This window comes from Flavobacterium anhuiense (assembly GCF_004151235.1).
Classification (GTDB): Bacteria; Bacteroidota; Bacteroidia; order Flavobacteriales; family Flavobacteriaceae; genus Flavobacterium; species Flavobacterium anhuiense_A.
Genome location: NZ_JUIV01000020.1, coordinates 34184 through 49867 on the forward strand (window position 1 = coordinate 34184; position 15684 = coordinate 49867).

General features: G+C 33.2%; 15 protein-coding genes. 7 read left to right on the forward strand and 8 right to left on the reverse strand.

Annotation, left to right across the window (positions count from 1 at the left end):
* The first annotated feature begins 78 nt into the window (after positions 1–78).
* Both NU08_RS18960 and NU08_RS18965 read left to right on the forward strand, forming a co-directional pair.
* The gene (locus NU08_RS18960; RefSeq protein WP_129748656.1) at positions 79–1212 is read left to right on the forward strand and encodes a helix-turn-helix domain-containing protein; all 1134 of its coding nucleotides are present in this window, start codon (positions 79–81) and stop codon (positions 1210–1212) included.
* 156 nt (positions 1213–1368) lie between these two features.
* The gene (locus NU08_RS18965) at positions 1369–3747 is read left to right on the forward strand and encodes a TonB-dependent receptor domain-containing protein (RefSeq protein ID WP_129748657.1); all 2379 of its coding nucleotides are present in this window, start codon (positions 1369–1371) and stop codon (positions 3745–3747) included.
* A 72-nt stretch (positions 3748–3819) separates the two neighbouring features.
* On the opposite strand, the gene NU08_RS18970 is transcribed toward NU08_RS18965, so the two are convergent.
* A complete protein-coding gene (locus NU08_RS18970) occupies positions 3820–4488 on the reverse strand; it encodes a ZIP family metal transporter (protein WP_129748658.1) in 669 nt (222 codons plus the stop codon).
* A gap of 87 nt (positions 4489–4575) precedes the next feature.
* On the reverse strand, positions 4576–5340 hold the full coding sequence (locus tag NU08_RS18975) for a class I SAM-dependent methyltransferase (RefSeq protein ID WP_129748659.1): 765 nt from the start codon (positions 5338–5340) through the stop codon (positions 4576–4578).
* A gap of 136 nt (positions 5341–5476) precedes the next feature.
* Here NU08_RS18975 and NU08_RS18980 point away from each other — a divergent pair, with 136 nt between their 5' ends.
* The 3 genes from NU08_RS18980 to NU08_RS18990 all read left to right on the forward strand — a co-directional run bounded on the left by NU08_RS18980 (position 5477) and on the right by NU08_RS18990 (position 7726).
* Positions 5477–6634: a class I SAM-dependent RNA methyltransferase gene (locus tag NU08_RS18980; protein WP_129748660.1), complete on the forward strand. Its 1158-nt coding sequence runs from the start codon at positions 5477–5479 to the stop codon at positions 6632–6634.
* 153 nt (positions 6635–6787) lie between these two features.
* Positions 6788–7024 (forward strand): hypothetical protein, encoded by a 237-nt coding sequence (locus NU08_RS18985; RefSeq protein WP_111366710.1) that lies wholly within the window; start codon positions 6788–6790, stop codon positions 7022–7024.
* Between the two features lie 9 nt (positions 7025–7033).
* On the forward strand, positions 7034–7726 hold the full coding sequence (locus tag NU08_RS18990) for an aspartate/glutamate racemase family protein (protein WP_129748661.1): 693 nt from the start codon (positions 7034–7036) through the stop codon (positions 7724–7726).
* A gap of 143 nt (positions 7727–7869) precedes the next feature.
* On the opposite strand, the gene NU08_RS18995 is transcribed toward NU08_RS18990, so the two are convergent.
* The 3 genes from NU08_RS18995 to rlmD are packed head-to-tail and all read right to left on the reverse strand — an operon-like array spanning position 7870 to position 10640.
* Entirely contained in the window at positions 7870–8706 is an 837-nt protein-coding gene (locus tag NU08_RS18995; protein ID WP_129748662.1) for a DUF6048 family protein, read from the reverse strand.
* Positions 8678–9220 (reverse strand): DUF6452 family protein, encoded by a 543-nt coding sequence (locus tag NU08_RS19000; RefSeq protein WP_129748663.1) that lies wholly within the window; start codon positions 9218–9220, stop codon positions 8678–8680. The genes NU08_RS18995 and NU08_RS19000 overlap by 29 nt, the downstream gene beginning before the upstream one ends.
* A 7-nt stretch (positions 9221–9227) precedes the next feature.
* The gene (rlmD, locus tag NU08_RS19005; RefSeq protein ID WP_129748664.1) at positions 9228–10640 is read right to left on the reverse strand and encodes a 23S rRNA (uracil(1939)-C(5))-methyltransferase RlmD; all 1413 of its coding nucleotides are present in this window, start codon (positions 10638–10640) and stop codon (positions 9228–9230) included.
* A gap of 334 nt (positions 10641–10974) precedes the next feature.
* Between rlmD and NU08_RS19010 the strand changes: the two genes are divergently transcribed.
* Positions 10975–11850, forward strand: coding sequence for a sensor histidine kinase (locus NU08_RS19010; RefSeq protein ID WP_242502598.1), 876 nt, complete (start codon positions 10975–10977; stop codon positions 11848–11850).
* Between the two features lie 64 nt (positions 11851–11914).
* Here NU08_RS19010 and NU08_RS19015 read toward each other — a convergent pair whose 3' ends face one another.
* From NU08_RS19015 to epsC, 3 genes are all read right to left on the reverse strand, one after another.
* Positions 11915–12901: an aldo/keto reductase gene (locus NU08_RS19015; RefSeq protein WP_129748666.1), complete on the reverse strand. Its 987-nt coding sequence runs from the start codon at positions 12899–12901 to the stop codon at positions 11915–11917.
* A gap of 144 nt (positions 12902–13045) precedes the next feature.
* Positions 13046–13933, reverse strand: a complete 888-nt coding sequence (cysM, locus tag NU08_RS19020) for a cysteine synthase CysM (protein WP_129748667.1) — start codon at positions 13931–13933, stop codon at positions 13046–13048.
* A 1-nt stretch (position 13934) separates the two neighbouring features.
* Positions 13935–14726, reverse strand: coding sequence for a serine O-acetyltransferase EpsC (epsC, locus tag NU08_RS19025; protein WP_129748706.1), 792 nt, complete (start codon positions 14724–14726; stop codon positions 13935–13937).
* Positions 14727–14917: 191 nt separating this feature from the next.
* On the opposite strand from epsC, the gene NU08_RS19030 reads away from it, so the two are divergent.
* A complete protein-coding gene (locus NU08_RS19030; RefSeq protein WP_129748668.1) occupies positions 14918–15619 on the forward strand; it encodes a DUF1003 domain-containing protein in 702 nt (233 codons plus the stop codon).
* Positions 15620–15684 lie beyond the last annotated feature (65 nt).

Below are 15684 nucleotides of genomic sequence, written 5' to 3' on the forward strand. Positions count from 1 at the left end.
TCTGCATAAAGACGGTTTTAATAAGGCTTTGTTACATAAACTAAAATATTATATTTGTTTAATATTCATAAAAGATAAATGGACAAATTAGATTTATTACAGGGAATTGCTCGAATTTCTGTTTTTGTTTCCTTATTAATGGCCTTTTTTTTACTGACTGTTAAAACAGAAAATAAACTGTCAAACCGCATTTTTGCTTTGTTTTTTATTTTTTCGGCTATAGATCTTAGCGGTTTCTTTATGTACTTGTATACAGAAGATCACCGAAATTTAGAAATTTTCAGAGCAACTTTCTGTCTGTTGGGAATGCCATCGTTTTATCTTTATGTATTAGCTGTTTGTTATTCAGATTTTCGATTGAAATGGAAACATTTAATTCATCTGCTTCCTTTTGTGATAGTCAATTTAATTTTTATACCTAGAATATATTTAAGTATTGTAAATGGAAGTTTCATTGGCACATTAAATGAAATGTCTGAAATCTATTTTATTCAGATTTTAATCGAATTGCAGTATGGTTTTTATATCGTAAGCGTTTTTCTGATTTTGAAGAAGTATAAAGAAATCTATTTGGAGAATTATGCCAATACAGGTATTTCGACTTATAAATGGCTTTTTCAAATGACTTGCGTATTTCTAGTGGCGCATTCTATTGTCGCATTAAAAAATGTACTTCGATATAGCGGTTTTAGAGAAGTTTTTTTATGGGCAAATGTGCTTGTTGGAACTATTGCTTTATTTATAACTTGTTGGTTTATAATGAAAGCTTTAAAACATCCAGAGCTTTTTAGAGGAGTAAATTCTAAATTAAAACTGACCAAAGATATTCTGCCTGAGGTTGAAGAAAAAACAGAAACTAGCAGTGAGCAAAACGATCTGATTAATACTCAGATATCGGCACTAAAACAATACATGGTAGATAAAGAGCCGTTTCTTGATCCATCGCTTACGATTCAAGAATTGGCAAATCAAATTAATATGCCTGTTAGAGATTTATCTGTTTTAATTAATCATCATATGGACCAGCATTTTTTTGATTTTGTGAATGAATACCGCATTCAAAAAGCGATGCATATTCTGAAAGATCAATCGAAAAACCAGGTTACAGTGTTGGAAATATTGTATGAAGTGGGTTTTAATTCGAAATCTTCTTTTAATACTTCATTCAAAAAATATACAAATTTGACGCCTACAGCATACAGAAATAGTTAAAAATAAGCGCTTTGTAAAAAGTCGTACTTCAAGCTAATTAAAGTCGAACCAGTTTTAGAAATAGAAATTGGTTCGACTTTTTTTTGTCGGTCGCATAGGCAGATTTTCTAAGGCAACTTTGCTTCAAATTAATCGAACAAGTTAAAATTAGAAACCATGAAAAAAGTAAACCTTCTTATCTTTTTAGTATTTCCTTTATTTTGTTTAGCACAATCACTTAAGTTAAAAGGAAAAATAGCCAGCGAAAAAATGCCATTGGAATGGGCAGATATTTCAGTATCAAATTCAGAAGGAAAAATTATTGATGGAACTACAACCAAACAAGATGGTTCTTTTGAAATAAATCTTAAAAAAGGAACTTATAAAATAGAGATTAGTCTTTTGGGATTTGAAGAATATGAAAAAGAAACCATTATTGAAAAGGATACTGATTTAGGAATAATTATTTTAAAAGAAAGTGCAACACATTTGGTAGAAGTTGTAGTTCAGAATAAGAAGAAAACTGTCGAGCAGAAAACAGATCGTCTGATTTACAATCTGGAAAATAACGTTACAACGGTTGGTGGAGACGCTTTGGGAGCCATTAATACTGCACCGGGAGTTGTGGTAAAAAATGATGCCATTACGATATTAGGAAAAGGAACTTCTCGTGTTATGATTGATGGCAGAATAATTGAGTTGACAGGAGAGGAATTGAATAATTATTTGAAATCTATTTCGTCTGCTGATATTAAAAATATTGAAATCATTAGTAATCCGCCTGCTAAATATGATGCAGAAGGAACTGGAGGTTTGATTAATATTATCATGAAAAAAGGAGTTCGCGATTCTTGGAAAAATACTACGACGGTTTCTTACGATCAGAATAAATATGGGATTGGGACTTTGAGAGACAACTTTTTCTATAATAAAAATAAGTTTAGATTTTCTGCCAGCATTAATGGTAAAACAGGTTATTTGAACGCAACAGACGATTTAAAAATGTATTTTCCTGACGGATTATCGCACATGTACAGTACAACAAAAGTAAAAACAGAAAATCTTTCGGGAAAACTAGCTTTAGATTATGATCTTTCAGAGCGTACGACAATTGGTTTTCAATATTTAAACGACAGAAATAATCCAGATTTTAAATCGGATATTAGAATTGATAATTATAATCATCAAAACCAATTGGATAATGTGACGCTAAATGATAGTTATACCGATAAAGGTTCAAGAAATCAAACCTACAACGCGCATTTGATTACAAAATTGGATTCAAAAAGAAAACTATCTTTTGATGTGGATTATTTTGATTTCAGTTCTAATTTCGACCGAAATTTTGTTGCTAATAATTATACGCCGGATATGATATTTATTGATGTAAATCAGTCAGGGAGAAATATTTCAAATCAGGATATTGACAATTGGAGTTTTAAGGCAGATATGGAGCATCCTTTGCCATCGTTTAATTTATCTTATGGAGCAAAAATGAGCTTTACCAATAGCATAAGCGATGTCGTTTTTTACAATACTGCTACAGGAACTCCAGAATTAGATCCGAGTCAATCAAATCGATTTAAATACACTGAAAATAATCAGGCGGTTTACATTAATGGAGATAAAAAAATAAACGAAAAGTGGAATCTTCAAATGGGTTTGCGACTTGAAAATACCCAGACTAACGGGTTTTCTGAAACGCTGAATCAGGAGAATACAAATAATTATTTGAAGCTGTTTCCGACTTTTTATGCTTCGTACAAGAAAAACGAGAATAATAGTTTTAGTTTGAATTATGGGAAAAGAATCAATAGACCTCGTTTTGATTTGCTGAATCCTTTTAGGGTTTATATTAATAGTAACAGTTATTCTGAGGGAAATCCGTTTTTAAAGCCTTCATTTAGTGATAATTTTGAATTGTCGCATTCTTATAAAGAAGTTTTAAGAACAAGTGTTTTTGTAAATGCCATTACAAACGGATATGGAATTGTTTTTACCTCAAACCCAGAAACAAATACGCAAATCGTAACGCGTGAGAATTATTATAATGGTTTGAATTACGGTGTTGGTGAAACTTATTCGGCAACTTTTGCAGACTGGTGGCAAAGCGAAAATACATTGTACTTTTTGGGGTCTGAAACGAAGTTTATAAACGGCATAAATGCAACGCCATCAAATAGTTTACAGATTGATTTCACGACAAATAATACATTTGTTTTAGGGAAAAACACGAAACTTCAAATTGATTTCAATTATAGTTCACCTTTTAAAAGCGGTTTGTATGAGGTTGGTTATGTTTCAAGTTTTGATATTGGTTTCAAACAAGATTTGTTGAATAAAACGCTTCAAATTGCCTTTTTAGCCAATGATATTTTTAATACTTCTTATTTAAAAGATTTCACTTCGGTTGTAAATGGTGTGAAACAGGTTTATAGCCAAAATGAAAGCAATCGTTTTGTGCGTTTGTCTGTGATTTACAATTTTGGAAATAAAAAGATTAATGTTAAGGAACGCGCTTTCGGAAATCAGGACGAGAAGAAGAGGGCTAACTAAATTAGATAATTAAAAAAATGTGCCAATTAGATAATGATAATTTTCTAATTGACACATTTCCTAATTGACACATTATAAAAAGAATGCCAATAAAATTCCGAGAACAATCATCGAAACTTTGGCAATGTTGAATTTATGCCCTTCACTGCTTTCAAAAATAATCGTTGATGAAATGTGAAATAAAATACCAATTACGATTGCTGTTATTTCGGTGTAATATTTACTCAAAAAAGGCAAATATTCAGAAGCTACTGTTCCTAGCGGTGTCATGATAGCAAATGTAAGCATGAACGCAAAAATGGCTTTTTTGTTTAAATCGGCATTAATGAAAAATGTCGTTAAGATTACAGCGATTGGAAGGTGATGAATGGCAATTCCGACAGCCAAACCGTGGTGATGGCTTACTGGAAAGCCTTCTAAAAAGGCATGAATGCAAAGACTGGCAAACAACAGCCACGGAATTTGAGACATTTTTGCATGTCCGTGAACGTGTCCGTGTTCTGCTCCTTTTGAGAAAAATTCGAGTACGATCTGGAATAAAATTCCGACCATTATGAAGATTCCGATATTATGATTATGCGATTCGTAAACTTCAGGAAGAAGGTGCATTACGGTCAATGACAATAAAAAAGAACCGCTAAAAGCCAGTAGCAATTTTAAATTGGTTTTGTTTTCGGGTTTTATAAACAAAGCCGCGCTATATCCTAAAAGTACAGAAAATAAGGGTAATAAATAGTTCATTTATATTTGTTTAACCGTTGATTCGTTTAATCGTTTAATTGTTTTCTTTGCCGATTAAACGGTTAAACAATTAAATGATTAACCAATTTATTTAAAAATCATGATTAATCTTTCGCTTTCAGTTTTATGGAATTTTTTGAGTTTATAGTCTCCAAAAATGTCCAGAAGGAAAATTCCAGCTTCGTCCATTAAATCCTGAAAGTCTTTCAAAGTTAGTGCTTTTACTTTTTCTGTAAAATGATATTTTCTGCCTTTGTCTTCAAAATCAATTTCTTTGAAAATATGTCCGTCTTCAACATATCTTTTGATGTGAAAATCTATTTCGTCAACCGTTTTTACTTCTTCAGGCACAAGATTTTCAATAACGTTTGCCACGTTCATGAAATCGATAACAGCAAAACCATATTCAGACAGACTTTCCTTAATTGCCTTTAAGGTTGTTAGATTATCATCGTCGCTTTCGAAATAGCCAAAACTAGTGAAAAGGTTAAAAATAGCGTCGAACTTTTCTTCAAACGGCTCGCGCATATCGTGCACTTTAAAATGCAGTGTTTCGTTGCTGTTTTTGCTGGCCTCGGCAATACTGTTTTCAGACAAATCTGCTCCTAAAACATCATAGCCAAGTTGATTTAAATAAATAGAATGACGGCCTTTTCCGCACGCTAAATCCAATACTTTTGCTTTCTCAGGCAAATTAAGGTAATGCGTTAAATTGTCCATGAAAATCTGAGCTTCACGATAATTACGATCCTTATAAAGAATGTGATAATATGGCGTATCAAACCATGAAGAATACCAGTTTTGATTATCGTCTTCTTGGTTTGGGGTTGATGCGTTATGTTCTTGAGACATTTATTCTATTTCAATTAATTCAAAGTCCGGCAAATTTAGTGTATTTTTGCCGAAAAATAACTATTTCGCTACGATACGTATTTATACCAGTATAATAAAATGTTATAGCGATTGGCTTTTTTTAATTGAAAAAGAAATGGAAGAAAATTTTAAAATGATTGCCAAATGTTTTTTTGGCTTTGAAGAAATATTAGAAAAAGAATTGCGCACACTTGGCGCTCAGGATGTTGAAAAAGGAGTGAGAATGGTGAGCTTTAAAGGAGATAAAGGTTTTATGTACAAAGCCAATCTTTCTTTGCGTACGGCTCTTAAAGTCCTTAAACCAATTTATTCTTTTAGAGCAAATAATGAGCAGGCTTTATACAAAGGTATTTCGGGTTTAAACTGGTCAAAATATTTAAATGCGAATCAGACTTTTGTGATTGATACCACGGTGCATTCTACTTATTTCAATCATTCTGAATTTGTTTCTCAGAAATGTAAAGATGCAATTGTAGACCAGTTTAGAGAAAGAACAGGGCAAAGACCAAGCATAGACAAGCAATATCCAGATTTACGCATTAATATTCATATCGATAAAGATCAGGTTTCGGTAGCTTTAGACACTTCTGGGGCTTCTCTTCATCAGCGTGGTTATAGAACAGCTACGAATATTGCGCCAATTAATGAGGTTTTAGCAGCTGGAATCCTTTTATTGTCTGGATGGGAAGGGCAAAGCCATTTTCTTGACCCAATGTGCGGTTCTGGAACTTTCTTGGCAGAAGCGGCTATGATTGCCTGCAATATTCCAGCAAACATCAACAGAAAAGAGTTCGCTTTTGAAAAATGGAAAGATTGGGATAATGATTTGTTTGATACAATTGTGGATAGTTTAATGAAAAAAACACGCGAGTTTCATTATACGATTAAAGGTTTTGATAAAGCACCAAGTGCTGTAAACAAAGCCAAAGACAATATCAGAAATGCCAATTTAGAAGATTATATTAAGGTTTACGAAGAAAATTTCTTTGACACGGAAAAAGAAACAGAAGGAAAACTTCATATCGTTTTCAATCCGCCTTACGATGAGCGTTTAGATATTAATATGGAAAGATTCTATGCTAATATTGGAAACACTTTGAAGAAAAATTATCCTGGAACAAATGCTTGGTTTATCACGGCAAATCTTGAAGCTTTAAAATTTGTAGGATTAAAACCGTCAAGAAAAATCAAACTTTTCAACGGAAGTCTTGAAGCGCGTTTGGTGAAATACGAAATGTACGAAGGAAGTAAGAGAACGAAATTTCAGTCATAAGTTTCTAAGATACTAAGATTCTGAGATGCTAAGAATTTTAGTGAAATGAAAAAAATATAATTTAAAATAAATTTTAAGTTTCTAAGAATATAAGTTGCAAGAAGAAAAACTTAGCATCTTAGCATCTCAGAACCTTAGCAACTCTAAAAAAACATGTCAAAACTACAACTACGAGCTTTTTTATACCAATTAGCAGCTTTTGCAATTCTATTTCTTGCATTTAGATATTTGATTGCTGCTTATACAGGACTGACTGGAATTTGGATTCCGATGACGGCATTTGTAATTGGAACTATTATTGGTCCTAAATTTCAAGCTGTGAGAACCAAAGACGGCGAAAAGCTTTTTATGAAATGGCTTTTTATAAAAGGAATCAAAGAAATCGAATAATCAAAATATATGAAGAAAATTGGACTTATCGGCGGAATCAGCTGGGTTTCTACATCAGATTATTATACTTTAATTAATAAAGGGATTAATGAAAAACTCGGCGGATTGAATTTCTCTGAGTGTTTGATTTACTCTTTTAATTATGCCGATATTAAAAAGAATAACGATGCCAACGATTGGGATTCGACTTTTAGTATGCTTTTGAAAGCTGCAGAAGTTTTAAAATCGGGCGGGGCAGAAGCTATTCTTTTATGTGCCAATACCATGCATTTAATTGCAGATAGACTGCAAAATGCTATTGATATTCCTCTTATTCATATTGCTGAAGAAACAGCAATTGAAATTGAGAAAAAACAGCTGAAGAAAGTAGGTCTTTTGGGAACGAAATTTACTATGGAATTGGATTTCTTTAAAGACAAACTTGCTGACAAAGGAATTGAAACAATAATTCCAGTAAGCGAAGAAGTCAAAGATTTCATTCATTATACGATTTTTGAAGAATTAGGAAGAGGACTTGCAACAGAAGAGACAAAAAAACGTTATCTAGAAATAGCAAATGAATTGATAAAAAACGGAGCAGAGGGGATCATTTTAGGGTGTACTGAAATTCCGCTAGTCATAAAAGAAGGAGACTTAAATGTTCCGATTTTTGACACAACTTTAATACACACACAAGCAGCAATTAATTTTCAATTAACATAGTTTCGAGTTGCTAAGCTACTAAGGTTCTAAGTTGCTTAGTTTCTAAACATCATAAAAAAAGGGGAAAATTCAAATTGAATTTTCCCCTTTTTTTTTAATCTTAGAACCTTAGTATCTTAGAATCTTAGCGTCTAAAAAAAAAACTATTTCTTCTTAGGCTCTTCTTTCTTTGCAATTTCAGATGCCATTGTTTTTTTCTTGTAAATCGGAATAAAGTAAGAAACCGTATAGTTGAAACCAATTCCAAAACTTCCGTCATAAGTTCTGTTGAATCCTGGAATATAAAGGTTTTCAAAATTGTTTGGCTCTTTGTTAGTAGCCAAAAGTTTAAGCTGAACACCAAAACCGACAAATACGTTATTGAAAACTTTTGCTTTTAATCCCATTGCAACCTCGATCCAAGTTGCTGTAAGTCCGCTGTATTTTTGACCTTCATTTATCGGAGGCAATTCACCCCAATATGGATTCGGATTATAGATTTTGTAATTAATTAGCTCTTGGCTAAAAGTACTGAATCCGCCACGCATTCCTATCGTAATCAGGTTTTCCATATCTAACCAGTTTTGATAAAAATTATAATCAAAACCTGCTTTAATATAGGTTCCGTTAGCAGAAGAAGTCAATCGGTCGTCTTCTGTAGTTTTGTCTTCGTATCCTAATTCTGCGGCTATATAATATTTTTTTGTCAAACGCCAGTCTCCTACAAATTCAATTCCTTTGTAATCTTTATCGTAAAGTCCGCGAGTTAGTTTGTACAAGTCAACACCAACACGAAGTCCGTAGCGATCAGTTTTTACAACGCTATCTTTTGGAGCTTCCTGAATTTCTGGTTTTACCGTTTTTACAGTTTTTTCTGTTTGAGGCTTTTTAGCCACTATTGTGTCTTTATTTTTAGAAATTTCAGGCACATCCTGAGCAAAACCTAAAAACATTGAAAACAATAATGAAAGACTAAAAATAAACTTTAATGTGTGTTTCATTTTCAAATTCAATGTTAGGGTTTTCTAAATCAACTTCGGTCATCCAAAAAGTATCTCCGTCTGGATCAGTGTGAACAAAAGGTGCAACGTTTGTTAACTGAAAAATGGTTTTAAATCCACAAGCTCTAGATACATACACATTTTGTGTCGTATAATTGAATTTTATAACATCAGTATTGATCGTTGTAGGCGTTTCACTTAAAGAGTTATAAATAAACTTGAAGGTTGTTGTGTTGTCATTTATTTTTAAAGGAATCATGACACTACTTCCGCTGGTTACATATCTCAACGGATCATCAACGGCGAGACTTTCATTAAAAACAATTCCCTGTTCCATTCCGTCACCAATAACTTTTAAGTTACTCACATTTCTAGTTTTTGTCGGATTGGCAATATCAAAAAATGTAATCACCAATCTAGGTGTAGTTGGTGTATTGGCATCGCAAATATCATCTTTCTCACAGCTGGATAAGCCAAAAGTAAAGAGCAGTAAAAGAGAAATTAGTTTTTTCATCTATTTTTTATCGAAGTTCTAAAAGTACAACATTTTCAACATGATGTGTCTGCGGAAACATATCTACAGGTCTCACGCGCGTCACTTTATATTTTTCATCCATTAAAGCTAAGTCACGTGCTTGAGTTGCAGAATTACAACTTACATAAACTACTCTTTTTGGTGCAATTTTTAAAATTTGCTCCACAACATCTTTATGCATTCCGTCTCGAGGCGGATCTGTAATAATAACATCTGGTTTACCGTGCTGTGCAATAAAAGCTTCATTGAAGACTACTTTCATGTCACCAACAAAAAACTCGCAATTTGTAATATTATTGCGCTCTGCATTGGCTTTAGCATCAATAATAGCTTCTGGAACACTTTCTACTCCGATTACTTTTTTTGCTTTTTTAGAAACGAATTGAGCAATTGTCCCTGTTCCTGTATATAAGTCATAAACCGTCTCGTTTCCTGTAAGACCAGCAAAATCACGTGTTATTTTGTATAATTCGTAGGCTTGGTCAGAATTTGTCTGGTAGAAAGATTTTGCATTAATGCTGAATTTTAGACCTTCCATTTCTTCTAAAATGTAATCTCTTCCTTTGTAAAGAATAACATCCTGATCGTAAATAGTGTCATTTTGCTTGCCGTTTACCACATATTGTAAAGAAGTGATTTGTGGAAACTTCTCGTATAAATGGCCAAGAATTAATTCTCTATTTTCTTTGTCATCTTCAAAAAACTGAATTAAAACCATAATTTCTCCTGTAGAGACAGTACGAATCATGACAGTTCTCAATAATCCAGAATGTTCTCTCGGATTAAAAAATGCTAAATTATGCTCGTTTGCAAAAGCTCTGATCTCGTTACGAATAGCATTTGAGGGATCTTCTTGCAGATGACATTTATTGATGTCAAGAATTTTATCCCACATTTTCGGAATATGGAATCCTAAAGCATTTCTATTTCCTAAGTCTTCCGTGCTTCCAATTTCTTTTTCTGTAAGCCAACGGCTGTTAGAAAAAGAAAATTCCATTTTATTTCTATAGAAAAACTGTTTCTCAGAACCTAAAATATCTTCAAATTCTGGAAGCTCAATTTTCCCTATTCTTTGTAAGTGATTTTTAACTTCATTTTGTTTAAATGCAAGTTGCTGGCTGTATTTCATATTTTGCCATTTACAACCTCCACACACTCCAAAATGTTCGCATATCGGATCTACTCTATATTCAGATAATTCGTGAAATTTTACAGCTTTACCTTCGTAGTAAGCCTTTCTTTTTTTTAATGTCTGTACGTCTACAACATCTCCAGGTACCACATTCGGAATAAAGATTACTTTTCCGTCAGGTGCTTTGGCTACTGAAACCCCTTTTGCACCAGCATCAAGAACTTGAATTTGATGAAAGACAACTTTGTCTGTATTTTTTCTTCCCATAGCGCAAAAATAAGCCTTTGAAAACTTTTACAAATTTAATTTTTGAAAAAATTTAGAAATTCTTCAAAATATTAGTTTAATTGGCTATAAAAGCTAATTTTGTTTTAGCAATTATCCCCAATAAAAATAGCTATTAATCTACGCTTATTCTTGTCTTTTTATGAAGTTGTATCATAAACTCTCACAAATCAGCTTTCTTAAAAAAAGTTATGCTTTTAAATTCCTATTTGTCGCTTTTATAGGTATTCATATTCCTTTAATTGGCATTTTATTTTTCGTTTTGTTTTTCGAGCATGAGGTTTCATCGACTTCCATTCTTATTTTTTCTTTAATTATGACATTGTTGGCAACAGCAATAACACTTTTGGTTTTAAACAAGCTGATAAAGCCCATTGCCACAGCTTCAAAGGCTTTGGATGATTATAGAACTTCAAGAAAATTGTCTGATCTGCCAACAGAATATACAGATGAAGCTGGACTGCTTTTGTGCAACATACAAGAATCTATTAATGAAGCTGAGAATTTTATCAACGAAAAACAGGATTTAATCTATATGCTTTCGCATGATTTGAAAAATTTTGCTGGAAATCCGCAAGGTTTGGCTCAATTGATTATAAGCGAAAATCCATCAGAATCGGTTAAGAATATGGCCGAATTGATTTGCGAATCGACTGATCTTCAATTTAGATATATCGAAAATTTCATCAAGTTACTAAAAGAACAGGATGATGTTGCAAAAGAGAACCAAGAAGCTAAGACCATTTCGTTTTCTAATATTCTTCCTTTTATTAATGAACAAGTCGAACAGCGATTACTTGATAAAAATATAAGACTAGATTTAGCAATAGAATGTTCAGAAGCTAAACTGAAAATCGATGAGGGACTTTTGATTCAGGTTTTGGTAAATCTGATTAGCAACGCGATTAAGTTTTCCTATTTTGAAAGTGAAATAAAAGCCAGAATCTTTTCAGAAAACTCAAAATTGATTATAACAGTAAAAGACCACGGAATAGGTTTTGATAAAAATCAGATTGAAGAATTATTTAAAAAATTCACGAAAATGAGCCGACTTGGAACTGCAAGTGAAGGTTCTACGGGGATTGGATTGTATTTGTGCAAAAAAATCATTGAAAGAAATAAAGGAAGATTAACGGCATCGAGCGAAGGGAAGAATAAAGGCGCTGAGTTTAGAATTGAATTTGATGTTTAAAATACGAAAGGGCTATTAAGATTTAGAAAACTTAATAACCCTTTTTTATTTTTCTTTGGGTTTACTACCAAAGTTGATGCACCGAAGGTTTGATCAAATCGCTGTAAATTTTGTTCATCGCTGTAATCTGCTCAGAAGTTAATTTAGGAGCATCATAAACCGATAAATTGGATAAAACATGTTCTGTTTTTGATGCGCCTGGAATAATACAGCTTACTTCGTCAAAACTCAAAATCCATTGAAGCGCAATTGCAGCTAGATTTTTTGATTCAGGAAATAATGCTTTTAATTCGTCAACAGCTCTCAATCCTAATTCATAATCAATTCCAGAAAAAGTTTCTCCTTTATCAAACGCTTCTCCGTTACGATTAAAGTTACGATGATCCTGAGGTTCAAAAGTGGTTTTTGAATCAAATTTACCCGTTAAAAGTCCGCTTGCTAGCGGAACTCTTGCGATAATTCCAATGTCTTTTTTTCTTGCTTCCGCGAAAAACAATTCAGAAGGACGCTGACGAAATAGGTTGAAAATTATCTGAACCGTAGTTACATTAGAATATTCAATTGCTTTTAATGCTTCTTCCACTTTTTCAACGCTTACTCCAAGATTAAGAATTTTTCCCTGATCCTTTAATCGGTCAAAAAGTTCAAATATTTCTGGACGATAATAAACTTCTGTTGGCGGACAGTGTAGCTGAATCAAATCCAATGTTTCTAAACCAGTTCTTTTTAAACTGTCTTCAACAAATTTTTGAAGCACTTTTGGAGTATATCCTTCATTAACATGCGGATTTATCTGGCGTCCGCATTTTGTGGCAACAAAAATTCGTTCAGAACGTGAACGAGCGACTCTTCCAACGGCAGTTTCACTTAATCCGTTTTCGTATACATCGGCAGTGTCAATAAAGTTTACACCATTGTCAATAGCCGTGTTCAAAAGTTCGTCGGCTGTTTTATCATCAAAACCTGATCCCCATTTTCCACCAACTTGCCAAGTGCCAAGTGAGATTTCAGAGATATTAAAGTTTGTTTTTCCTAGTTTTCTGTAGTTCATTTTTTTAAGATTCTAAGGTTCTGAGTCGCTGAGATGCTAAGTTTTTTTTCTCTTAAGTTTCTAAGCTGCTAAGGCTTTAAGTGACAAAGTTTTTATTGTTTTTTGACTTAGAAGCTTAGAGCCTTAGCAACTTAGCATCTTTTTTTAATCAAATAAATCAGAAGACAAATAACGGTCGCCACGATCGCAGATTACGGCAACTACGACTCCAGATTCTAGTTGTTCGGCTATTTTTAAGGCAACGGCAACAGAGCCTCCGCTGCTCATTCCTGCAAAAACACCTTCTTCCAAAGCTAGTCTTTTGGTCATGGCACGTGCTTCTTCTTCACTTACATCGACAACGGTATCTACTTTAGAAGCATCAAATATTTTCGGAAGATATTCTTGCGGCCATTTACGGATTCCAGGAATCTGAGAACCATCACTAGGTTGTGCACCAATAATTTGAACATTTGGATTCTTTTCTTTCAAATAAGTCGAAGTTCCAATAATGGTTCCAGTTGTTCCCATAGCCGAAACAAAATGCGTTACAGTTCCGTCAGTATCATTCCATATTTCGGGACCTGTTGTCTTGTAATGGGCTTTCCAGTTGTCATCATTTGCAAACTGATTCAACATCAAATAGCCGCCTTGTGCCACTTTTTTATCGGCATAATCTCTAGAACCTATAATTCCTTCGCTAGCAGGCGTAAGAATAACTGTGGCGCCATAAGCACGCATAGTTTGAGTACGTTCTTTGGTTGAATCTTCTGGTAAAACCAATTCGATTTCGATGCCAAATAACTGTGCAATCATCGCCAAAGCAATTCCAGTATTTCCGCTGGTTGCTTCAATCAATTTATCTCCCTTTTTGATGTCGCCTCTTTCTAATGCTGAAGCAATCATATTGTATGCGGCTCTATCTTTTACGCTTCCTCCCGGATTATTTCCTTCTAGTTTTAGCAGAAGCTTTACATTTTTATTTTTAACTAGATTGACTGTTTCCATTAGAGGAGTATTGCCAATTAGGTTTAATAATTTATGTGAATTCATTTTATTTTTTCTCTTTTATTTTAACTTCAGTTGTAGTCGTGTTGGTTACGATAGAATTTTCAGGAATCGATTTTGTAACCCAAGCATTTCCTCCAACAATACTATTTTTTCCAATTACAGTTTCTCCGCCCAGAATTGTTGCATTGGCATAAATGCAGACATTTGCTTCAACAGTTGGATGTCTTTTCGCATTTTTCATTTCTTTACTTACGCTTAAAGCGCCAAGCGTAACACCCTGATAGATTTTTACATGTTTTTTAATAACAGTTGTTTCGCCGATTACAATTCCTGTCGCGTGATCGATAAAAAATGGCGATGCAATATCAGCTCCGGCATGAATATCTGTACCTGTAATTCTATGTGCATATTCGCTCATTAATCGTGAAAAAAGCAATAAATCGAGGTGGTATAATTCGTGGCTTAATCTGTAAATAGCGATGGCATAGAATCCAGGATAGCCTAAGTATACTTCGTCAATGCTGTTTGAAGCGGGATCGTTCTCAAGAATATATTCCGCATCTTGATTTAGCTTTTCCAAAACCCCAGGAAGTTTTTCTAAAAAGCGATCCCAAATAGATTCGCATAAATTTTGAGGTTTTTTGCACGCCAAAACCGCGATTTCCTTAAAGCGAAACTCTAATTCATCGATACTTTCGTCCAAAGCTGCATTTGAATCAAATAGCGTATAAAAAAGCTTTTCTGTAAAGTCTTCAGTCTTGGTTTTAATGCCGTAATTTATGTGTGAGTGGCTCTTTAAAGCTCTTATATTTTGTATGATATTGTCTTTTGTCACAATGGTAAAAATGAATGAATAATTTTGGAACGTTAAAAGTAAGGCGTTTTTTGGAAATAAAATCACGATTTAACGAAAGAAATTTTGTTCGAAAAGTTTGATTTGTGATAAAAAACGAATTATACACGGTTCTTTTTTATGCAATTCTTAAGAAGTTTATTGCGTAAATTAGCTTTTAAAATATACTAAAAATGAAAAACAGCCAAACATTTAAAAGTGACATTTCTGGGATTTCTTTTCCTGAAAATGAGAAAATATACGGAAGAGCGATTCACGATCCGATTTTAGGATTAATTAAAAAAGAATATCCTGATTTTAGCACTGAAGACTGTATTTCTATAAATGAATTAAATGTTTACCGTCAAAAATATATTTCAAATTATCTATCGACTGAAATAGGAGCACTTTCTGCAATGGAGAAGAATGTTATTTCTTCATTGAAAGAAGATAAGTCTATTGTAAGTATTGTGGAAGATGAAGAAGAGGTCAGAAACTTAGGGCAGAAGGTGGCTGATAAAGTAGCTGATTTTGGAGGAAGCTGGACTTTTATAATTTCGTTCGTAATTTTTATTTCAGTTTGGATTGGTGCAAATGTTTTTATCTTTTTAAACAAAGGATTTGATCCGTATCCGTTTATTCTCTTAAACTTAATCTTGTCATGTGTGGCAGCTTTGCAGGCGCCTGTCATTATGATGAGTCAAAATCGTCAGGAAGAAAAAGACCGCAATCGAGCTAAGAAAGATTATATGATCAATCTGAAATCGGAATTGGAGATTAGATTAATTCATGATAAAATTGATCATTTAATTATGCATCAGCAACAAGAATTAATCGAAATTCAAAAAGTGCAAATCGAAATGATGAATGATATTTTGAATCAGATTAAGAAATAAAAGCTGTTAAAATTCCAATTTTTAAATCCCAAATTCTAAAAGGAGCAAAGAGACCTTTAGAAAAT